The sequence below is a fragment of the Shewanella sp. NKUCC01_JLK genome (assembly GCF_019345615.1).
GTDB classification, from domain to species: Bacteria; Pseudomonadota; Gammaproteobacteria; order Enterobacterales; family Shewanellaceae; genus Shewanella; species Shewanella oncorhynchi.
Genome location: NZ_JAHKRD010000002.1, coordinates 120314 through 141594, shown reverse-complemented (window position 1 = coordinate 141594; position 21281 = coordinate 120314). Strand labels below are relative to the sequence as shown.

The following is a 21281-nucleotide window of genomic DNA, read 5'->3' as shown; positions in this document are numbered from 1 at the left end:
GTGCCATTACCCTCTGATTCCATTATAAAGTGATACTCTAGACTTTAAATCGCGTCAGTAGATTGTTCAGTTCAACGGCGAGTCTTGAGAGCTCATGTGCTGAGGCACTGGTTTGCTGTGCCCCCGCAGCACTTTGGCTGGCAAGATCACTAATATTCACAATGTTTTTATCGACCTCGCGTGCGACTTTCGCTTGCTCTTCGGCGGCGCTTGCGATGACCATGTTGCTGTTATTCATAGTACTGATTTGGCGATTAATCGTGTTTAATGCATCCCCTGCCAATCTTGCGACTGAGAGTGCCTGTTCAGCCTTTTGGCCGCTGTGCTGCATCGATTGCACAGCCGTTTCGGTGCCGTGCTGGATTTTGTTAATCATGTCTTCAATTTCACGGGTCGAGGACTGAGTGCGATGGGCTAGGGCGCGAACTTCATCAGCAACAACCGCAAAACCACGGCCTGTATCGCCCGCTCGCGCCGCTTCAATGGCTGCGTTTAAGGCCAGTAAATTCGTTTGCTCAGCAATGGCGCGGATCACATCGAGAACTTTGCCTATATCCCTCGCTTGAATCGCTAAGGTTTGAACAACCTGTGAACTTTGCGTTACATCCTGATTCATGTCGATAATGGCTGCGACTGTCTGATCTACCTGTTTTTTACCTAATTCGGTACTGCGGGCGGTTTCTTCAGAGGCTTCTGAAGCGAGCACCGCCGTATTGGCAACTTCATCTACTGCCGAACTCATTTCGGTAATCGCAGTTGCCGCTTGCTGTATTTCATCATTTTGTTGCTGTATGCCGCGGGAAGCATCTTCAGTGACTGAATTGAGTTCTTCGGCGGCGGAGGCGAGTTGGCTAGAGGAGTTTGCTATATGGGATAAAGTGTCACGCAGGTTTTGCTGCATTTCAGCTAATGATTGCATCAGTTGACTGGTTTCATCTTTACCCACTGTGCTGATTTTCTGCGTTAAATCCCCCCTTGCGACTGCCACTGAAATGCCTACAGCTTCCTTCATTGGCTGCACGATACTGCGAGTTAAAAATATTGCTACTACAAATGCAGCGATTAAGGAGCCCACTATCATAATGCTGTTTAGCCATTTACTCTCGTCGTAGGCTTGTGCAGTTATTTGACCTTGTTCCTTTGCATATTCAGTATTCAAGCTGCCAATGCTAATGAGCGTCTTTGTCATTTTTTCGGCTTGCACTATCATGACATCATCCATGATCCGTTTAGCTTCGGCTGCATCATTCGCCTGTAGCTTGCTGATCATCTCATCTTGATGCTTTAAATACAGATCAAGGCTGCCACTAAATTCTTGATAGAGCTCCTGCTCACCTGGCAGGCTAATTAAAGGCTCATAGTTTTTTTGATCCGTTTTAATACTCTGGCGGATTTGCCTTAATGTATCGAGTCCTTTGTTAAGTTCTGCTGCCGAATTTGCTAATAACAGGCGAAATGTAAACACCCTAGCGCGCATCACATTGAGGTTGATGCTCGACAGACTGACCAGCGTAGGTAGGGTATTATCTTCAATTTCTTCTGCAGTGGATCGCATGGATGACATCGTCTGTAATGACATGATTCCTTGAAGTAGCAACACAAGAGCAAGTAATCCAAACGCAGCAATTAATCGTGAGCCAATCTTAAATTGTCGTAACCACATAAGTTAATCGTCCCTGTATTTAAAAGAGTTCCGTTTAAGGCTGTTCTTAATATTTTCTAGCGAATACTTCGAACTAAGTGTCATGGCGCTTATTCAGAATCATGAGTCTTTAGTTGATTGCATAAACTATAGATTATATTTTTGAGCTTTTATGTTGCAGGTTGTAAATTTGATCGATTTAAACCTATAGGCTGTAAATTAGAACAATTGAAACTAAGTTACACCGTACCTTAAAACTCAAGGTTAGCAACAGCTAGAAGCAAATTGAACGTAATGAGTCATTTGGTTGTGTGGATTGAATCGATTATGGCAGATGGGTTTTATATTTTATGTATTTGATTTTTAATTATTATAATGTTTTTTCTGTACTAGTTTATCTATGGTTGCAGATTTTCAATTTAGGTACTTATTCATCTTTCTAGGCTTGTATCTGCAAATAGCGTATTTGACTTGTTATATTCTTAATGCATGAATTATCTTGTCACTAATTGTTTCTCGAATTTTTATCGTGATGGCTAACTTCTCGCTTATCAATATTAGGCTTTTGGTCTAACTCAACAGAGCGATAAATTGCTAATGTTTTACGGTCATTTACTTCGACTCATTTCTATTAATCGACTGTAGGTGCGGCGGAATTCAAAACTGAGTGCGCCACCTTGATAAAGTTCACTCAGTGGCACGTCGCAGCTGAGATATAAGCTGACATTTTGATCATATAACTCATCAATTAAGCTGATAAAACGCCGTGCTGGGTCGTCGTTGGCCGCATAGGAGAGTTTGCGCTCGCCCGTGGCTGCGGCTTGGTTATCACCTGTACCGTCCTCTGTGCCGCGGGCACGGATCCAGCCTTTTATTTCGCCGCCTAATTTGGGAACGCCGCTTACCATTAAGATCTTAAATCGGCTGGCTATTTCGATATAATCGAGTTGAGATCTCGGGCCGTCACACAGGGCATAAAAATCGAACCAAGCGACTGAGTTGCCTGTTGGTGCTATAGCGGCGCGGATCACTGGAATTTCACGGTTGCAGATGGTGAGGCTAGTATTACTCATTCTGCTATCACTAATGGCAGTAGCGCTCATATAGGGTGTATTTGGCGTTAACCCATTCACTAGCTTGTCAAAAATCTGCTCAAAATCGAGTGTTCCGGTAATGCCGATATTGCGGGAAATCGAGGCGTTAACTTCAGCGCTATCAATGCCAATCTCGTTGTTTAATGAAGCATTGATGGCGTGCATCCTATGGTCTTGGTTGCCATTGAGATGCAGCATTTGAGTGTGTGTTTGCAGCAGTTGGATGCAAGGTAAAAATCTGTGTCTAGCTAGGCCGTTCTCATATAAGCGCTCAATAGGAATATTTGAGGTGGCGACCAGTACCACACCTTGTTTGAATAGGCATTCAAAGAGCCCTGCGAGTATCATGGCATCGCCAATGTCCGAGACAAAAAACTCATCGAAACACAGCACCTTGCACTCTTTTGCGAGATTTTTAGCTATGAGAGTTAACGGATCTCGTTTACCCGAATGTTCGCGTAATGCTTGGTGAATCCGCGCCATAAATCGGTGAAAATGCAGTCTTAACTTGCCTTCACTCGGCAAACAATCGAAAAACAAATCCATCAGAAACGTTTTGCCCCGACCCACATCGCCCCACAGATACAGACCTTTGATTGCTTGTTTGTTGATAAGGGAAAACTGTGCTGAATGTGGCTGTAGCATCAACTGCTTAAATAGCACATCGAGCGCCAACACCGCCTGTTGCTGCGCGGGATCGTCAATGAGATCTATGCTCACCTTGGCGCGATACGCTTCAAGTGGTGTCACGATTGGGGTTATCGATTGCGAGCTAGCGGAGTTTGAATGTGCCATGTCGGGGTCTCGTTGGCGGTTTGTTTTCGGTGTTTGCTGCTAGTGTGTTCTTTAGCTTTGTTTTAGTGCGATATCAGCACTCACCTTTTTGAGGCATCCTGTTACTCATATTCAGGTACTCGGGAGCCATATGGCAAGCTGCGCAGGGTAACATAGTCGCTGACGTGACTTAAGTCCCGCTCTGGGGCTTAGGTCAAATACTAAGCGAAACCAGTGCTTTATTCTCGAGGACTTTTACCATAACATCTTTGTCACAAAAATAATGATATGGAATGAATCCTATGGCGAGTAAGGGCAATGGCATTACGGTTATCAGTGCGCAAACCTTGATTGAGGGCGACATTCAGTTAGAGAGCGCGGCATTCATTGCGGGTAAATTGCAGGGCAAGATTAGATCAGCAGGACAAATTAAGATCGAACTTGGCGGCGAGATCTCTGGTGAAGTCAGTTGTCATGAGCTGCGGGTTTGTGGCGTATTTCGCGGAAGAGTCTGTTGTAATAAGTTGATTATTACCAGTTCTGGTGTGGTTGACGGTGAAGTCGGCAGTCATCAGATGGAGATTTACGAAGGCGGGCAGTTTATTGGTCAGCGTATTAAAGGTCCTGAACTTGATGCCTTGCCGGACATGCTACAAGCACTCGCGCCAATAGCTCAACGCTCGGATGCGCATTTATATGCCAGTGAAAGCACTTTACTAAGAGGTGATCATCTGGCGATTCGCCCTTGGCTGTATGTTGCAGTGGCAACTGTCGTCATAGCGTTAGGTTTTAGTTTTGGACCCGAGCAATTGCGTGAGTGGTTACCGAATCTTAGTAACAGCCCGCTGAAAACTGAGGTGTCTCCGGCAATCGAGGGGCTTAAGGCCGTAAATGGTATGGCTCCTGAACAACCTGCTACGCCAAATAGCGCGAATGCCGACAATATGGCGGTATTACCGGCAGATGATCCTGATCCGCAGATCATGCAGCAGGATTCGGCGATGGAAGATTTACAACAAATGGAACAAGGCCATGAACAGATGACGCAGGGTGATAATGGCGCACCGCGTGCCAGCGACAGTGCGACCAATAAGCTCTAATTTGTCGATCGCGCATTTGAATCTTTTAGAAGGATTATTTGGCTTTAGTTGTCAGTTAGGCCAACCTTGACCCTTTCAAACAGCCACTCTGGTAGCTTGGTTTTTAAGTCAGGAAGAATTCGATCAACATCGCCCCGCAAAATAATCAATGGATTACCACTAAAAGCCGCGTTTGCTAACTGTTGTAGCCTTTCGGGCGTTAGAGCCTGTAATCCTGCATTTAGCTGCTGAACTTCAATTTGAGTTAATCCTGTCGCGACTTGGTGGATATATTGGTTTTCACGTTGAATGCTGTTGTCTTGGCTGAGCAAATCTTCACCGATCAAATAGGTTTTAAGCGCATCGATTTCACCTTGGCTAACACCTTGCGTCTTAACGAGTGTTAGGTGATCTACTATCCCCACCACAAACGCGCCCGTATGTTCTATGGCTGTACTGCCATAAAACTTGATGCTGCTGGAGAGCGGTGCATTGGCGCACTGGCCGTAGATGCCATAGGTGAGGCCGCGTTTTTCCCGTAAATCATAGTAGAGTCTGCCCGAAAAACTGCGGCCCATGAGTGCGGATAAACTGCGGCAGCTTAAGGCGACTTCCTGTGGGTTCAGTTGCTGCTGAGTTGATGCATCACTTAGGACATGATCTATGGCATAACCTAGGCGGACTTGGGTTTGCACGCTGCCCGGCGCATCAATAAGGTAAATCCTCTTGATTTGCTGAGGCTTTACTGTCTCTGCTTTATCCGCTTTCCACACTGAATTAGGCAATAATGGCCACAGTTTAAGGCTAGCTTGAAGGTCAAATTTAGCGTTATTTGCCAAAGAGTTGGGTAGAAAAAGATGCCACTGTGCTTGTGTTACCGCCTGCTGTTGGATTTGTTGCAGTTGCCTTAGGCTGAGCGAATCGAACAATGCATTATTATTGATCACTCTATTGTAGGGATGTTCTGGGCCGAGCAGTTTATCGCGCCACACTTTATCTATCTCGGCGCCACTAAAGGCGTTTAAGTGTTTATTGAGCTTGAGTTGACGGCGAATATTGTCGACATCGACGGGGGTGGTTGTCGCATCAACAAAGGCATCTGGCTGCCAAAATTGCAGTAGTAAGCCGTAGATATGGTTAACATCGTCGGGGCAAGTGAGGCTTAAATTAATGCTGTGCAAGCTGACACGCATATTGAAAGTCTCAAGACAGGGATCTGCGCGGCTAATGGCAAGTGCGCGGGCCTTTTCTTGAAAGGCAATCTGTAAAATATCAGGATTATTGAAGGGAACTTGCGGGCTCACTGCCGCTAAACTGACCCTGTTGCTCACACTGTTATTCATTTGAAGTGAGGCAAGGCGATGTAACTGATAGGGTAAATCCAATTCGGTATGGGCTTCATCGGTAAAAATTTCATCCGTTACGGGGATAATGACGCCGCTTTTGGGTAAATGATTGTTCAAAGAGCTAGGCAAAGAATGGGCTAAAGAGTTTGGCGTTTCAAAATGGGCCAAACTCGGCGGTTCGCTCGGCGTGAAGACGATTTGCGTCTGCTGGCAGGCGTTTAGTGATAAAGCCACAGCGCAGAACATTAAGCCTTGTAGCTGCTTTGACATTGTCTGAGTCGTCATAATACCGCATCCTCTAAACTGTCACTCATATCGTTAGGCAGCCATTCCAGTAGCGTTTTACCCCAGCGAATATACCAAGGTGGCAGTAGGTCGACTCGGACATAATCTTGGTTGAAATACCGTTTTGCGACGCTTTGGATATCGTCGGCCGTGACTGCGTTGATCCGTTGCCACTGCGCAGTGAAGGGATGGTCTTTATCTTGAGCCGACGTTGCGGAAAGCTTGATGGCTAAGGCCTGGGTGTCATCCAGTTGTTGTAATTGATTGTTTAACCACACTTGTTTAAGTGTGCAAAGACTTGCTTCATCCAGAGCATCTTGCTGTGTTTGTGCCACAAGTCCCAATACTTTTTGCACTAAGGTATCGAGTGAGGTCCGTGCCCGTGGAACCAGGACGATATTCGCTATGCCATGATTTTCTAACTCAAAGGGCAGGGAGTAGCTGAGCATTTGTTCGGGATTATGCAGACTGAGTTTAGCGAGTGCACTGGTGGTGTTTTGAAATAAATAGCCTTCTAGCAGCCGAATTGCCGCAGCATCTGGGTGATCTTTACCTACTGTATGCCAAGCGAGCAGTAATCCGGGCCAAGGTCCGCGCTTATCGACTAACTCAGCATGTACTTGTTTAGGCTGGATTGTTAACTCAGAAAATTCAGTTTCAGCAGTCGTTGGCCTAGACCAAGCCGCAAAATTTTGCTCAATCCATTGCCGGGTTTGTGGGCTCAGTTTGCCGACAAGGGAAAGCTGCATCGCATCGGGACGATAATAAGCACGGTGAAAGGCCGTTAGGTTTTCTGGTGTTGCTTGCAAGATATCTTCGCGACTGCCAATAATACCGTGACCGTAGGGAGTGCCTTTTACTTGCTCGAGTAGAAACGCCATCGCGCTACGGACATAGGGCTGATTATCTATGGTTTGTGCCATTTCCTGCAGTACGGTTTCCTGTTGATTTTTAACCGTAGTGGCGTTAAGGCTAGGGCGGATAAAGCGATCGGCTTCGAGATATAAGCCCAGTTCTAATGCTTGGTTTGGCAGCGTCACATAGTAGTTGGTGTAGTCAAAATGCGTGCTGGCATTAAAACGTGCACCTAAAGCACTGAACTGCTGAGCATAGGTATCGCCGGGGGCATTTTCACTCCCTTTAAACAACATGTGCTCAAACAGATGGGCGTAACCACTCTGACCTTGGGCTTCGTTGCGGGCGCCTAAATTAAATTGGCTGGCGACTGTGACTGTTTGTTTATCTGCTATGGGCAGTAATCGCACAGTCAGGCCATTTTGTAGTGTATAGGTCTCTATATTCGCTTCGAGCGCATATAAGGCTTGTGCATCTTGCTCGGCGTGGCATTGGGCCTGTAGCGTATGACTGAAAACACTGGCCGAAAGGGCGATAAAAAAGGTGATTTGAGTGTTCATAAGTGCGTCCTGCCGAGCTTATTTTTTAATTTGTTAAATGTCTTACTCAAGCTGGATACCATTAACGACAGGCAATTGATACATTCGCAGGTATCGATACAGATTGCACCACTGTCGACGACTGCTCGGATTTCATCGAAATCAGTTGAATAGCATTCAGTTTTTGAAAAGAACTGCTATGATGGCACAGTTCTTTTTCTGGCATAAGTACAAGATATGGTAAGCAGATCTCCGTTCGAATCCTTTCAGTGGAAAAGCGATATTTTTAACTGTGAAAGCACTGATATTGATAATTTCTATCTGCTGCTTGAGCAGGAAATGACCCGTTTGGGCATGGTTGAGAAAACATTGGGTGAAGTGGGTAAATACGATGTTAGCTTGTATCAGTCACCGGCCGCTAAGTCAGGCTTACCTTCTTTATTGATCAGCACAGGATTTCATGGCGAAGAATCTGCAGGCCCATGGGGTTTGTTGCATTTTTTGAGTGAAGCTTCAGCAGACCTATTTGAACGGGTGAACTTGAGTTTATTGCCTCTCGTCAATCCTACTGGATTCAGTCGTGGTCATAGATTTAATAAATACGGCGAAAACCCAAATCGTGGTTTTGTATTTGAGAACGGTAAACCTAAAGCGAATGAACATACATCGGTTGAAGGTAAGCTATTGTTAGAGCACGCACAGTTACTGCTTGCTGCGAGCCGAGACGGTATTTTAACTTGCCATGAAGATGTCTTGAGTCGTGAAGCCTATGTGTATTCTTTTGAGCCAAGCCAAGTGCCTGGACGTTTTAGTCTCGATCTGCGCGATACTTTAGGTGGTTATTTCCCGATTGCGGTAGACGGTGAGATTGATGGGTGTCCTGTTAAGGATGGTTTGATCTTCAATCATTTTGATACGTCTTTTGAAGCTTGTTTAGTACGAAGTGGTGCTCGTGTCGGTGCTTGTACTGAAACGCCTGCGTTGCAAAACTTCGATCAACGCGTATTAGCAAACAGTGCTGCTATGACTCACTTCTTGGCCCTGTGTGCACCTTTATGTGATTGATATTTTAGTCTATTACGTTAGTGAATAGCCTGACATGACAAAAAAATACCCGCAGATTGCGGGTATTTTTTTAGGTGATATTCGCCAGTGAATTATTGATTAATTCGCATTGGCACACCAGTACGTTCATCGAGTAGCTTCTTGATCACAGAAGAATCAGTGTCAGCTTTAGCGATAAACTTAGCGATCTCTTTTGGCAGTGATATCGCAACGGGCTCATTTGATTCAAACTCCGCCACAGTGCGAGACAATGGTTGATGCACGGCTAAGTAGCGTTTACCGTCTGGCTCTTCGGTTGCTTTAATCGGCTGGTTCACAAATTGTACCCGAGTTCCCACTGGTACAGTCTTGAATAGATGTTCGATATCTTCATGGCGTAAACGCACACAACCTTGACTGACACGCAAACCGATACCGAAACTTGCGTTAGTACCGTGAATCGCATACAAGTTGCCGATATACAGCGCATACAGTCCCATAGGGTTATCTGGACCCGCTGGCCATACCGCTGGCAGGATTTCACCTTTAGCAGCATATTCTTTACGAATGCGCGGTGTGGGTGTCCAAGTTGGATTCGCACGCTTGCGTTGTACTGTGGTCACCCAGTTTTCTGGTGTGTCTTTACCGATTTGGCCAATACCAATAGGCAATACTTCAACAGTCTTTTTGCCTTTGGGATAGTAATATAAACGCATTTCAGCCACGTTGATCACTATGCCTTCACGGGGAGCGTTTGGCAGGATCAATTGCAATGGAATAATCAGTTGGCTACCTGGTTTTGGCAGAAATGGATCCACACCTGGGTTAGCTTCGAGTAGGTTACTGAGACCAAGCTGGTATTTGGCTGCGATATCTTCGAGAGTGTGTTTACCCTCTGGAACCGTATAATACTGGTTCTCGCCAATTAGCCTGCTTTGGGCGGCTGGTAAAGGATATTCCGTTGCTAAAGCGGACAGACTAGGGAAAACCAAAGTCAATAATAAAGCTGTGGTGCGAAGCATACTCATAAGCGGATACTACGATTCCTGTTAATAAAAAAGCGTGTTTAACGCAGCTTTCTCTCTTAAAACGAGAGCGGCAATTTGTCGAGCAAAATGCACTGGCGCGCGAAGCTCGCATCCTTCCTTATTTTGGACATTATTTCAACTGAAATATGATCAGTACGGCGTATTTATCGCTTAATTTTTTGTTTTAACGGTTTTCCTTGGCGGCGTCAATTGCCAGTATTTAGTCTTGTCGTTAAAACCTGCTGTACTCAATTGTCTTGTGTATGCCTTCCTGCTTGATGAAAAATATTTGCAGTGTTAACCAATCTAAAACGTGTCTGTTTGAATGGCGAGCATGTATGGCGTTACTGGAACTGAATTGATTTATTTTGGAAAACAGTGTGTGGTCCTTTTCTCACAAGGCTATTGCTCATCGGATAAAGTGAATTTAAATCATCTCATTGGCAAATAAATGGAGTTAAAACAATTAGCTTAAGGATAATGGTCAAATATTCACCCTTTACACGACATTATTTTATCTGACACTAAATTGGCTATGATACCGTTAGTTTATATAGGTTTGTGAGCTGAGTTTTGCTTGAATGATTTGAGTTTACGTTCAGTTTGTTATTTTTAACTATTTGATATTTATTTATTTTAATGCTTATTAAGTCGTGTGGTGATGTTCTGCTATCCTTTAGGTTTTACGTTAGCTTTTATCTAAATGTTAATAGAAAGTTTGTTTTATGACATTTTTTATGTAGATGATTGAAATTTAATATTTAACGCTCCAATAATTCGATATTTTTGTGCTAATATAAAATCATAAAATTGTGAGTTGAGTCATTTTTAACCTCGGTGATTTGTCTATCGTTTAACTAAACAACCTGTATTAAGGAGGCGTTTGTGGATGCAGATTCCATCAATAGTTTTTTTCTGATTGGCGCCTTGCTTACAGCAGTGAGTGTTTTACTTAGTCCTATGTCTTCCCGTTTGGGCATCCCTATTTTATTGATTTTCCTCGCTGTGGGTATTTTGGCTGGCGAAGATGGCCTTGGTGGAATCCAGTTTGATGATTATTCAACTTCCTATTTAGTCAGTAACTTAGCCTTAGCGATTATTTTACTCGATGGCGGTATGCGCACCCGCGTTGCCAGTTTTAGGGTGGCGCTATGGCCTGCATTATCGTTGGCGACCTTTGGCGTTGCCATTACGACCAGTATCACCGGCATGATGGCCGCATGGTTGTTCGACTTACATTGGTTGCAAGGTTTGCTGGTGGGCGCGATTGTGGGCTCGACCGATGCCGCTGCGGTATTTTCCCTGCTTAAAGGGCGTAGCCTTAATGAGCGGGTTGGTGCGACCTTAGAAATTGAGTCCGGCAGTAACGATCCTATGGCGGTATTCTTAACCGTAACCTTGATTGCCATTCTTGCCAATGTCGACAGTGAGTTGTCCTTCAGCTTCATGCTTATTAGCTTTATTAAGCAATTTGGTCTGGGGATCTGTTTAGGTTTGGGCGGCGGCTGGATGCTGTGGAAGCTCGTCAATTTAAGCAAGTTAGCTGATGGTCTGTACTCTATTTTAGTTTTAAGCGGTGGTCTGATTATTTATGCTGCGTCCAACAAACTGGGTGGTAGCGGTATTCTGTCGATTTACTTAGTGGGTCTGTTCCTCGGCAATAAGCCAACCCGTGGCCGTCATGCGATTTTGAACGTACTGGATGGTATGACTTGGGTCAGTCAAATCGGCATGTTCCTCGTATTAGGGTTATTGCTTACCCCTTCAGATTTAGTCGATATCATGATCCCAGGTTTTGCTCTGGCATTCGGAATGATTTTATTTGCTCGCCCTGTCGCTGTGTGGATCAGTTTATTGCCATTTAAGAGCTTTAGCAGTCGCGACCGCTGGTTTATTTCTTGGGTGGGGTTACGCGGCGCTGTGCCTATCATCTTAGCAGTATTTCCTATGATGGCGGGCTTACCGGGTGCTCAGTTGTACTTCAATTTAGCCTTCTTCGTTGTATTAGTGTCGTTGCTGGTTCAAGGTGCATCTTTGACCACTGCTGCGCGTTTAGCTAAGGTGGAATTGCCCCCAAAGCCGTTACCCGTTTCGCGCTCGGGAGTTGAAATTTACCCGAGCAGCGAATGGGAAGTGTTTGTCTATCGTTTGAGTGAAAGTAAGTGGTGTATTGGTGAGCCGCTAAAGCGCTTGGCTATGCCTGATGGGACACGGATTGCGGCGGTATTTAGGGATGACACTTTGTTGCATCCATCGGGTAGCACTCGTCTCGAGGCGGGCGATATACTCTGTGTGCTGGGGCAGGAGAAAAGTTTAGAAGCCTTGAGTAACCTCTTTAGCCAAGCGCCAGAAAATAAAGAAGTACAACGATTCTTCGGTGATTTCTTTATTGAAACAGACGTTAAGCTTGCGGATCTCGCGCCTATTTATGGTTTGAGTTTAGATAATCTCGCTGATGATATGACAGTCGCAGACCTTGTGGTATCTCAGCTTGGCGCCAATCCTGTACTTGGGGATCAGTTCCACTGGCAATCGTTGCATTGGGTGGTGGCGGGGCTATATGAAGGCAAAGTCACTAACGTAGGTATTCGTTTACCGACTGAGAATGCGCTCTAATCCTATGTGCTAGATGGTCCTTACTATCGAAAGTCGCCATAAAAAATGCCAGCTTATTTGCTGGCATTTTTGTATTCAAAGCTAATTGAGCTTATTGATATAAAGATTTGTCCGTTGGGTCGGGACGGGTCTTAAAGCGGCGATGTAACCACATATATTGGGCGCGGTTTTTATCTATGATGGATTCGATAATCTTGTTACCGCGAATGGCGTCGGCTAATTCATCTTCGCCGGGGAAATTATCCAGCGGTGGCATCACTTCAATTCGATAGCCTTTATCATCTGTAGTACGTTCCACAAAAAAAGGCAGGACTTTGGCTTTGCCGAGTTTAGCTAAAGTGGTGGCACCGGTAATCGTTGCCGCATCTGGCATGGCATAAAATGGGATAAATACCGCGCTGGAACGGCCAAAGTCTTGATCGGCCGTGTACCAAATCACATCGGGATTGCGTAGGCAGCGTATCATTTGGCGCAAGTCGCGTTTAGAAACGAGACCTTTATTCGAGCGTAAACGGCCTTTGACCTGCAGGTATTCCATCACTGGATTATTGTGTGGGCGATAAACCCCCACGCCGGGCTGGAATTGGCCGAAGATACGTGCGCCCATTTCCAGCGGCAAACAATGCACGGCAAAGAGGATAACTCCGTGGCCAGCATTTAACGTGTCTTGTACGTGTTCTTCGCCTTTGATACTCATGTGCTGCTGCACTTTTTCATCGGGCCACCACCATGCATTGATGGTATCGAAAATGGCTTTGCCCGTTTCTTCAAAGTTACGCGTGAGTAAATCTTCTCGCTGTGCTTCCGTCATTTCAGGGAAACAGAGGGTCAAGTTACGGCGCGCTGTGTGGGTGCGGCCAGCTGCGAATTTCATTACTAAGCGACCGAATCCCTTCCCCAGCGTCATCTGCCAAGGAAGCGGTAGAAGCTGAGTTAAACGCATCAAAAATACGCCAAACCACATGGGCCAATGCTTAGGATGATATAAAGAAGATGAAAACTCGGCTTTCTCGACCACAAAAATACTCACTACTTTTGAAAATTACTGCTCATTCTAACTCAATTTTTGCTGAAAATTAGGTACAATCACGGTTTAATTTCTGCATAAAGATAAGAGCACTATGAAGGTTTCTCTGCCAGCATTTGAAAAAGCCAGAGTGTTAGTCGTCGGCGATGTGATGTTAGACCGCTATTGGGTTGGCCCGACGGGACGTATCTCCCCTGAAGCTCCCGTACCTGTGGTGAAGATTAATCAAGTCGAAGACAGACCCGGCGGCGCGGCCAACGTGGCGCTCAATATCGCGACCTTAGGGGGGCAAGTCCAACTTGCCGGGCTCGTCGGCCAAGATGATACTGCCCATGCCCTAACGCTCGGTGTGCAAACTTTAGGGGTTGAACCCCAATGGTTAAGTATTGCTGATAAACCAACCATCACTAAGTTGCGGGTGTTATCACGTAATCAGCAGCTTATCCGCCTCGATTTCGAAGAAGCCTTCGACAAGGCCGATAGCGTGCGTTTATTGAAACAATCCGAGGCCTTACTCGATTCTGTCGATGTCGTGGTGTTATCTGACTATGCAAAGGGCGCTATCGATCAGCCACGTGATTTTATTGCCTTAGCGCGTTCGAAAGGTGTGATGGTATTAGTCGATCCTAAGGGTAGTGACTTTGGTCGTTATCATGGCGCGTCACTCATTACCCCAAATATGAGCGAGTTTGAAGCAGTTGTTGGCACTGTGACCTCTGAAGCCGACCTGCTGGAAAAAGCCCGTGGTTTACTCAAGCAACATCATTTTGATGCCATTTTAGTCACCCGCTCTGAAAAGGGCATGACCTTAGTGACCGCTAATGCGCCTGAGTTGCACATTCCTACCGTTGCCCGTGAAGTCTATGATGTGACGGGGGCTGGCGATACTGTGATTTCGGCCTTAGCAACCTCATTAGCCGCGGGCGCCGATTTACCGCAGGCTTGCGCAATTGCGAACACCGCCGCTGGCGTTGTGGTCGGTAAACTTGGCACTTCTACCGTGAGCCGCATTGAGCTTATCGAAGCCTTAGCTTTGCACCATGGAGAATCGGGTTTTGGGGTGGTGAGTGAAGATCAACTGGCCTACGCCTTAGAGCAAGCCAAACTACGCGGTGAACGTGTGGTGATGACTAATGGTTGCTTTGATATTTTACATGCGGGCCACGTGAGCTATCTTAAACAGGCGAAAGCTTTGGGCGATCGTTTGATCGTCGCGGTAAACGATGATGCCTCGGTTAAACGCCTCAAGGGTGAAGGCCGTCCAGTTAATCAGGTTGATCGTCGTATGGCTGTGCTCGCTGGCTTAGCTTCTGTTGATTGGGTTGTGCCTTTTAGTGAAGATACGCCGCAGCGCATCATTACTCGATTGCTGCCAAATCTGCTGGTCAAAGGTGGTGATTATAAGCTTGAGGATATTGCTGGTGGCGCTGAAGTGATTGCCGCCGGTGGCCAAGTGCAAGTGCTGGGCTTTGAGGATGGTATTTCAACGACAGCGATTATACAAAATATCATGGCGAATCAGTGAGCTTAGTCGCTCTGGCATTCGCATCTAGCCTGACTTGGACGCCCATTGCCGATAAGCAGGCTTTGATTTGCCCTTTACCAGAGCTTGGCACTTGCTTGGCATTACTGCCAGAGCAAGTGTTGGTGCAGCTTCCTGCAACACTCGAACAATTTAGGCTTGATTTAGGCCGCAGAAGTGCCATGGTCATGCCCGTCGATGACAATAAGATTGCGGGCCTAGTCTTAGTGAATGAGCAGCTGACACCACAAGTACAGTTAGCCAGTGTCGATATGGTGACCTATCAATTACCTTTGCTTGAACAGCCGCAATTAACCCTATGGCATGAGCTCGGGCATTTGGAGAACCTTGCTCTGCAAGGCTCTGTGTTACCTATTCACTTGAGTGCATATCAACATGAATGGCTAGCTGACATTTATTTGGTTTGGCGTATCGCTCGGGAGAAAAATGATTTTGCCTTGGCGTGGCAGCAATACCACAGACGCAACCTTGATGCATTAACAAGTCCGCAATATTTGTCGCATTGGAGTTCGCCAATGTTGATACAAGTGTTGCATCGATACGATGTTGCTCAAGTGGCTAAATTTGCCGAGTATCGGGACTTTTTAACGAATTTTTACCCTAAAGCCGAGCAATTAGAACCGAGATTATTAGGTGAGTATTCGAGCTTAATGCAACGCACTTTTGGCGCGAGTGTATTGCAACCCCTTCCTGAATATCTATTTTGGCGAAAAGCGGATCTTGGACACTATCTCCAACCGACGTTCGTTTTACTCATGGGCGAAGAAAAAGCACATAACTGGTTGGTACAAAATTCAATGTTATGAATGTGTTAATTAAATCTGTGGTGAAGCCTGTTTTAAACTGAACCCTAGCTGAACAAAAGTGAAATACGCTGGTTACGGCCCAGTGAACAGCAGTAATCCCTGAGCGGCTTTGGTAAGCTTTCCCCCTAAAAATAAGAGGGGAGACATTACTATGGCTAAGCGCTCGCGAGTACAAACTGAGCAAACCATAAATCAAATTATGGATGAAGCGTTAAGACAAATTTTGACTATCGGCTTTGAGACTATGTCTTATACTACGTTATCTGAAGCAACGGGTATTAGTCGCACAGGTATTAGTCACCATTTTCCACGCAAAAGCGATTTTCTTGTTCGTTTAGATAGTCGTATCGGCAATCTATTTGTTGCTGCGCTGGATTTTTCTAGCCAAGAGGCATTGGAAACATCCTGGATGCAGGCAATGCAGGAAGAGCATTACCGCGCAGTATTAAGACTGTTCTTTAGTCTTTGTGGTGGTGCGAATAATGAAATTACCCTCTTTAGAGCGGTGAGTACAGCGCGTCAGCAAGCGATTGCTGAGTTAGGCTTAGCGGGCGATCGCACGATCAACCACCTATTAGGCCGTACAGCTGTGATGTTGTTATCCAATTTTGATGTGGCAAAAGCAGCATAATAGACTGACCAATGAATATAAAAATGGAGCCAGATGGCTCCTTTTTTGTGGGTAAAAATCGTGATTTGTACTGAGGTAAGTCATACCCCAATAGTGTAGGATGACCACTTAACAATGATTTAAGTTAGTGATATTGCCTTTTACTCTTGATTTGACAGGATAAAACATATGGACATGACCCCCATCTCTAATGAGGCAGATATGCCTAAACGCGCCATTAAGCTTGATAACACTGAGCTTATCAAAACCAGTTTTTGGGTGAGTCAGATTTTTATAATCATTGCGACTGTTGTTGGCGTGTATTTAGCCGCGCAAGAAGGGTTGTCACAGGCAATTAAATTTGATGCCCTGAGCAATATGCAGAATAACTATCATCTGCGTCATGCCCTATATGACGAAGTGAGTGACAATGTTGAAATCTTGAGTCATTACGCTGAGACAGTTGAGACTGTGAGTAGTAATAGTTTAGTGAAAATGCATCCGCAGATGGGATTATTTGTCTGGGATAACATGCGCTATTCTGCCAATGCGCTAGAAACACCGAGTGATATTTTGTCTGATATTCGTCGTTTGTATTTAGAGTCTGAGAAGATCATTAGCAATATTGAAACCCGTCACTATAGCGTTTCTTACGGTAAGGATCAGTTGCAAAATGTATTGAGTAAAATCAAAGAAGATACTTTGCCAAAACTCAAAACGAATTATGAAACCTTGTCAAAAGAGCTTAAAGATAACGATATTGCCGTCGACTAACGTATCTTGGCTTAGCTCCAACCAAACATCAGGGGTCATTCTTATCCCTGATGTTTGAATCCATTGATGAATTCAGTGTTGCTGACAACACCTTTGCCTGATCAGCTTTAGTCCCCCATTATTTTATGGCACTTAAGTTAATTATGAATCTAGCCAGCTTTTATTCGTCTGCATTTGTCATCAAAACCATGTTGAGTTAGCTTAATTCCTGTCGATAGGCTTGAGTTAATTTTTGCTGTTGTAGATAGATGCGAATCGCCAAGAAGGTTAATGCAGCAGCAATCACGGCACTGATTGCGTGGTGGAAGACTAAGTGACTTATCAGGAATGTGGGCAAGTCTTCAAAGCTGTCGATAAGGAAAAGCTTAGTGATTAAGCCGATATAGACGAGAAGATGTAGAGCCGCGCCAGTGATAAAGAGTCGTTTAAATTTATCAATCAGTTTGATATCTAAATTGATATTAAACCATCGACAAAATAGGTACCCACTCAGGCCGATAGTAATCGATATCCAGCCAAGCCCGAGTAATGAGGTTTTGATTAATACGGCAGACAGGATAAACAGCCCAAGCAACATTTATTATTTCCTTAAACCAGCTTTAGATTTAACTTACTGTTTTAGCTTACATTAAGCATATCAGCATTGTGGGCAGATAAGCCTCGCATCATATTGGCGCAGAGACTAGCTTAATAGGCTTAAAAAAATGTGAAAAGAAAGGGAGCCATTGGCTCCCTTCATTTCTTTAGAATAGTGTTTATCGCCTAAACGATTTCTACTCTGTTGATATTAAATCAAACTCAAAGTGCCTTTAAAATGGCTTCAACACTGGCCTTAGCATCCCCAAACAGCATTTGGGTATTTTCTTTGAAGAACAGTGGGTTTTGCACGCCGGCATAACCTGTGTTCATCGAACGTTTAAAGCCAATCACGTTTTGCGCTTTCCACACTTCCAGCACTGGCATACCTGCGATTGGACTGCCTGGATCTTCCATTGCCGCGGGGTTAACCGTGTCGTTGGCGCCGATAACGAGCACGACATCTGTGTCTTTAAAGTCTTCGTTGATTTCGTCCATTTCGAGCACGATATCGTAGGGGACTTTCGCTTCAGCGAGCAGTACGTTCATATGGCCTGGTAATCGACCAGCAACTGGATGGATACCAAAACGCACTTTCACGCCGCGATCACGTAGTTTTTGAGTGATTTCCGCAACAGGATATTGCGCCTGCGCCACTGCCATACCGTAACCAGGGGTTATGATGACTGAAGTGGCATTTTTCAGCATATCCGCCACATCTTCTGCGTTGGTTTCACGGTATTCACCCATTTCTTCATCGGCAGTCGAGGCCACACCATCTGTGCCAAAGCCGCCAGCGATAACTGAAATAAACGAGCGATTCATGGCCTTACACATGATGTAAGACAGGATAGCACCCGATGAACCCACTAACGCGCCGACCACAATCAAGAGGTCGTTCGACAACATAAAGCCTGCCGCTGCCGCTGCCCAACCTGAGTAGGAGTTCAGCATAGACACAACCACTGGCATATCCGCGCCGCCAATGGATGCGACTAAATGCCAGCCAAAGGCGAAGGCAATCAAGGTCATCAACAGCAATGCTGGCATAGTGCCGCCTGTCTGTACGAAGTATACCAACAGGGCGAAAGACACTAGCACTGCGACTAGGTTTAGCTTGTGGCGATGTGGCAGCATCAGAGGTTTAGATGAAATCAGTCCGCGTAACTTACAAAAGGCAACGATAGAACCCGTAAAGGTCACCGCACCGATGAAGATCCCGAGGAAGACTTCGACTAAGTGAATGTTAAGCATAGCGCCAGTGAGGTGCTCTTTGCTGGCGGTCTTCACCGCTTCACTTAGTGCATCTTGTACTGCGGCGAGGGTCGTATTGATATCACCACCGACAGCCACCACGACTTGTGATACTTCCTGTGGGTGTAAGTCGATAAAGCTGTTGAAACCCACTAATACCGCGGCCATACCCACAAAGCTGTGCAATATAGCAACCAGTTCAGGCATTTCAGTCATTTCGACTTTTAGTGCTAAACGGATACCAATCGCGCCGCCAATCACCATAGCGATTAAGATCCACGCAATTCCGTTAGTATCGGGGTTGAAAATGGTAGCCAGTAGGGCGATTGCCATACCTAAGATACCGAATAAATTGCCGTGTTTTGCCGTCTCTTGCTTCGACAGTCCCGCGAGACTGAAGATGAAGAGAATGGCGGCAATAATGTAAGCTGCTGTTACCAGTCCTTGAGACACGTTAAACCCCCTTAATCCTTACGGAACATCTTCAGCATGCGCTGAGTGACGGTAAAGCCACCGAAGATGTTAATACTGGCGATCAGCACGGCGATAAACGCCAGTACAGTGACCAAAGTTGAACCCTGACCGATTTGCAGTAGGGCGCCGACCACGATAATGCCCGAAATCGCGTTAGTGACTGACATTAAAGGCGTATGCAGTGAGTGGGATACGTTCCATACCACGTAATAGCCAACAACGCAGGACAGCAAGAATACTGTGAAATGCGACAGGAACTCTGGTGGTGCTACCGATGCCACGGCAGCAAATCCTGCAACGCCTAAGGCGGCGAGCACGTATTTGAGCTTAGATGGCGCCTTTGGGGTGGTATTTTTAGGCTCGATTTTCGCCGCTGGTTTTGCTGGCGCCGCAGAAACCGAAATCGGTGGCGGCGGGAAGGTCACTTCACCTTCTTTAATCACTGTCATATTGCGCATGACTACATCATCAAAGTTGATGCTGGCTGTGCCGTTTTTTTCTTTACACATTAACTTCATCAGGTTGACTAAGTTAGTGCCGTAAAGCTGTGACGATTGCGCCGGTAGACGACCGGGAAGGTCGGTATAACCAATCACTTTTACGCCGTTAGGAGTAACAAACAGCTCACCCGATTGAGTGTATTCGCAGTTACCACCCGTCGCAGCGGCTAAATCGACGATCACTGAGCCGCTCTTCATGCTATCGACCATGGCTTTGGTGATGAGCTTAGGCGCTGGACGACCAGGAATTAGCGCTGTGGTGATGATGATGTCGACTTCTTTGGCTTGCTCGGCAAACAGTGCCATTTCGGCGGCAATAAATTCATCCGACATGGTTTTAGCATAACCGTCCGATGAACCACCTTCCTCGTTACCAAAATCCAGTTTAAGGAATTGGCCGCCCATAGATTCGATTTGCTCGGCCACTTCTAAGCGGGTATCGAAGGCGCGCACTATGGCGCCAAGCGATCCAGCTGTACCAATGGCGGCAAGGCCAGCTACACCAGCACCAATGACTAACACTTTGGCGGGCGGTACTTTACCGGCAGCGGTAATTTGACCGGTAAAGAAACGGCCAAATTGATGTGCGGCTTCAACAACGGCGCGATATCCACCAATGTTTGCCATAGAGGAGAGGGCATCAAGTGACTGGGCACGGGAGATGCGTGGCACCATGTCCATTGCCATCACGTTGATCTTACGTTTAGATAACTTCGCAACCAGCTCAGGGTTTTGTGCGGGCCAAATAAAGCTGACGATAGTCGCCCCGTCTTTGATTTGTTCAATTTCGGCGTCGCTTGGCGCATTGACCTTAAAGATCAGATCGGCTTGCCAAACGTTTGTTGTCACCTTCGCGCCTGCAGCTTCAAAAGCAGCATCATCGAAACTTGACAGTTGACCCGCATTGGCCTCAATAACAACTTCAAAGCCGAGTTTTTTAAGCTGCTCAACGGTGGCTGGGGTCGCGGCGACCCTAGTTTCACCGGCGAGACTTTCTCTCGGTATTCCAATCTGCATGACTACTCCCTGATGGTTTATATAATCGTTCCGCCTGCTGTTCTTCCTTCATCGTACTCAACTGCAAAATCTGTCGTCACCAGCGTTTATTCGGCGGGTGATTCGAGTCAGTTAGGGCATTCAATCTAGGATGGACACTTTTTGTTTTTAAAACAAACTATTCTGTGGGCAACAGAAATTATTGTTCGACAGACTCATGACCATTGTGGCAATACTTTAGCTTGGCACAAGTGCATATTTCTCAAGCAGGCCGTTTCTGCACTGGTCGGATCAAAAACTTTTAACCAGTGCACACTTTTGTAGCTTAAATTTTGCACTTTGTATATTCCAAAATGGAATTAAAAATCCTATTTTATTCTTTTTTGCTTTTCTTAAACCGCGATAAGCTTGTGGACATT

At 45.7% G+C, this 21281-nt stretch carries 16 protein-coding genes; 7 read left to right on the top strand and 9 right to left on the bottom strand.

What is annotated here, in order from left to right:
- Positions 1-37: 37 nt before the first annotated feature.
- Both KO537_RS02910 and zapE read right to left on the bottom strand, forming a co-directional pair.
- Entirely contained in the window at positions 38-1663 is a 1626-nt protein-coding gene (locus tag KO537_RS02910; RefSeq protein ID WP_173242952.1) for a methyl-accepting chemotaxis protein, read from the bottom strand.
- Between the two features lie 587 nt (positions 1664-2250).
- Entirely contained in the window at positions 2251-3531 is a 1281-nt protein-coding gene (gene zapE, locus KO537_RS02905; RefSeq protein ID WP_173242955.1) for a cell division protein ZapE, read from the bottom strand.
- Positions 3532-3812: 281 nt separating this feature from the next.
- Between zapE and KO537_RS02900 the strand changes: the two genes are divergently transcribed.
- Positions 3813-4610 carry a polymer-forming cytoskeletal protein gene (locus KO537_RS02900; protein WP_173248554.1) on the top strand — a complete coding sequence of 266 codons (798 nt, stop codon included), beginning with the start codon at positions 3813-3815 and terminating at the stop codon, positions 4608-4610.
- Positions 4611-4654: 44 nt separating this feature from the next.
- Here the strand turns inward: KO537_RS02900 and KO537_RS02895 are convergent, their stop codons facing one another.
- Positions 4655-6220 (bottom strand): insulinase family protein, encoded by a 1566-nt coding sequence (locus KO537_RS02895; protein ID WP_251071006.1) that lies wholly within the window; start codon positions 6218-6220, stop codon positions 4655-4657.
- Positions 6217-7635, bottom strand: a complete 1419-nt coding sequence (locus KO537_RS02890; protein WP_219233815.1) for a pitrilysin family protein — start codon at positions 7633-7635, stop codon at positions 6217-6219. The genes KO537_RS02895 and KO537_RS02890 overlap by 4 nt, the downstream gene beginning before the upstream one ends.
- Positions 7636-7851: 216 nt before the next feature.
- Here KO537_RS02890 and KO537_RS02885 point away from each other — a divergent pair, with 216 nt between their 5' ends.
- Positions 7852-8679 (top strand): M14 family metallocarboxypeptidase, encoded by an 828-nt coding sequence (locus KO537_RS02885; protein ID WP_105251567.1) that lies wholly within the window; start codon positions 7852-7854, stop codon positions 8677-8679.
- Positions 8680-8771: 92 nt separating this feature from the next.
- On the opposite strand, the gene KO537_RS02880 is transcribed toward KO537_RS02885, so the two are convergent.
- Positions 8772-9686 (bottom strand): L,D-transpeptidase family protein, encoded by a 915-nt coding sequence (locus KO537_RS02880; protein ID WP_105251568.1) that lies wholly within the window; start codon positions 9684-9686, stop codon positions 8772-8774.
- Positions 9687-10571: 885 nt separating this feature from the next.
- Here KO537_RS02880 and KO537_RS02875 point away from each other — a divergent pair.
- Positions 10572-12302: a potassium/proton antiporter gene (locus tag KO537_RS02875; RefSeq protein WP_105251569.1), complete on the top strand. Its 1731-nt coding sequence runs from the start codon at positions 10572-10574 to the stop codon at positions 12300-12302.
- Positions 12303-12393: 91 nt separating this feature from the next.
- Here KO537_RS02875 and KO537_RS02870 read toward each other — a convergent pair whose 3' ends face one another.
- Positions 12394-13320, bottom strand: a complete 927-nt coding sequence (locus KO537_RS02870) for an LpxL/LpxP family Kdo(2)-lipid IV(A) lauroyl/palmitoleoyl acyltransferase (protein ID WP_113939016.1) — start codon at positions 13318-13320, stop codon at positions 12394-12396.
- Between the two features lie 103 nt (positions 13321-13423).
- On the opposite strand from KO537_RS02870, the gene hldE reads away from it, so the two are divergent.
- From hldE to KO537_RS02850, 4 genes are all read left to right on the top strand, one after another.
- Entirely contained in the window at positions 13424-14854 is a 1431-nt protein-coding gene (gene hldE / locus KO537_RS02865; RefSeq protein ID WP_028761811.1) for a bifunctional D-glycero-beta-D-manno-heptose-7-phosphate kinase/D-glycero-beta-D-manno-heptose 1-phosphate adenylyltransferase HldE, read from the top strand.
- Positions 14851-15678, top strand: coding sequence for a hypothetical protein (locus KO537_RS02860; RefSeq protein ID WP_219233814.1), 828 nt, complete (start codon positions 14851-14853; stop codon positions 15676-15678). The genes hldE and KO537_RS02860 overlap by 4 nt, the downstream gene beginning before the upstream one ends.
- Before the next feature lie 151 nt (positions 15679-15829).
- Entirely contained in the window at positions 15830-16309 is a 480-nt protein-coding gene (locus KO537_RS02855; protein WP_006082899.1) for a TetR family transcriptional regulator, read from the top strand.
- A 168-nt stretch (positions 16310-16477) separates the two neighbouring features.
- Positions 16478-17062, top strand: a complete 585-nt coding sequence (locus KO537_RS02850) for a hypothetical protein (RefSeq protein ID WP_219233813.1) — start codon at positions 16478-16480, stop codon at positions 17060-17062.
- 196 nt (positions 17063-17258) lie between these two features.
- Here KO537_RS02850 and KO537_RS02845 read toward each other — a convergent pair whose 3' ends face one another.
- From KO537_RS02845 to KO537_RS02835, 3 genes are all read right to left on the bottom strand, one after another.
- Positions 17259-17639, bottom strand: coding sequence for a hypothetical protein (locus KO537_RS02845; protein WP_105251574.1), 381 nt, complete (start codon positions 17637-17639; stop codon positions 17259-17261).
- Between the two features lie 221 nt (positions 17640-17860).
- Positions 17861-19345 carry a Re/Si-specific NAD(P)(+) transhydrogenase subunit beta gene (pntB, locus tag KO537_RS02840; RefSeq protein WP_105251576.1) on the bottom strand — a complete coding sequence of 495 codons (1485 nt, stop codon included), beginning with the start codon at positions 19343-19345 and terminating at the stop codon, positions 17861-17863.
- Positions 19346-19356: 11 nt separating this feature from the next.
- Positions 19357-20883: a Re/Si-specific NAD(P)(+) transhydrogenase subunit alpha gene (locus tag KO537_RS02835; RefSeq protein ID WP_219233812.1), complete on the bottom strand. Its 1527-nt coding sequence runs from the start codon at positions 20881-20883 to the stop codon at positions 19357-19359.
- Positions 20884-21281 lie beyond the last annotated feature (398 nt).

Coding starts and splice junctions, on each gene's coding strand:
- KO537_RS02910 (WP_173242952.1), bottom strand. CDS start 1,663: ATGTGGTTACGACAATTTAAGATTGGCTCACGATTAATTGCTGCGTTT.
- zapE (WP_173242955.1), bottom strand. CDS start 3,531: ATGGCACATTCAAACTCCGCTAGCTCGCAATCGATAACCCCAATCGTG.
- KO537_RS02900 (WP_173248554.1), top strand. CDS start 3,813: ATGGCGAGTAAGGGCAATGGCATTACGGTTATCAGTGCGCAAACCTTG.
- KO537_RS02895 (WP_251071006.1), bottom strand. CDS start 6,220: ATGACGACTCAGACAATGTCAAAGCAGCTACAAGGCTTAATGTTCTGC.
- KO537_RS02890 (WP_219233815.1), bottom strand. CDS start 7,635: ATGAACACTCAAATCACCTTTTTTATCGCCCTTTCGGCCAGTGTTTTC.
- KO537_RS02885 (WP_105251567.1), top strand. CDS start 7,852: ATGGTAAGCAGATCTCCGTTCGAATCCTTTCAGTGGAAAAGCGATATT.
- KO537_RS02880 (WP_105251568.1), bottom strand. CDS start 9,686: ATGAGTATGCTTCGCACCACAGCTTTATTATTGACTTTGGTTTTCCCT.
- hldE (WP_028761811.1), top strand. CDS start 13,424: ATGAAGGTTTCTCTGCCAGCATTTGAAAAAGCCAGAGTGTTAGTCGTC.
- KO537_RS02855 (WP_006082899.1), top strand. CDS start 15,830: ATGGCTAAGCGCTCGCGAGTACAAACTGAGCAAACCATAAATCAAATT.
- KO537_RS02850 (WP_219233813.1), top strand. CDS start 16,478: ATGGACATGACCCCCATCTCTAATGAGGCAGATATGCCTAAACGCGCC.
- KO537_RS02845 (WP_105251574.1), bottom strand. CDS start 17,639: ATGTTGCTTGGGCTGTTTATCCTGTCTGCCGTATTAATCAAAACCTCA.
- KO537_RS02835 (WP_219233812.1), bottom strand. CDS start 20,883: ATGCAGATTGGAATACCGAGAGAAAGTCTCGCCGGTGAAACTAGGGTC.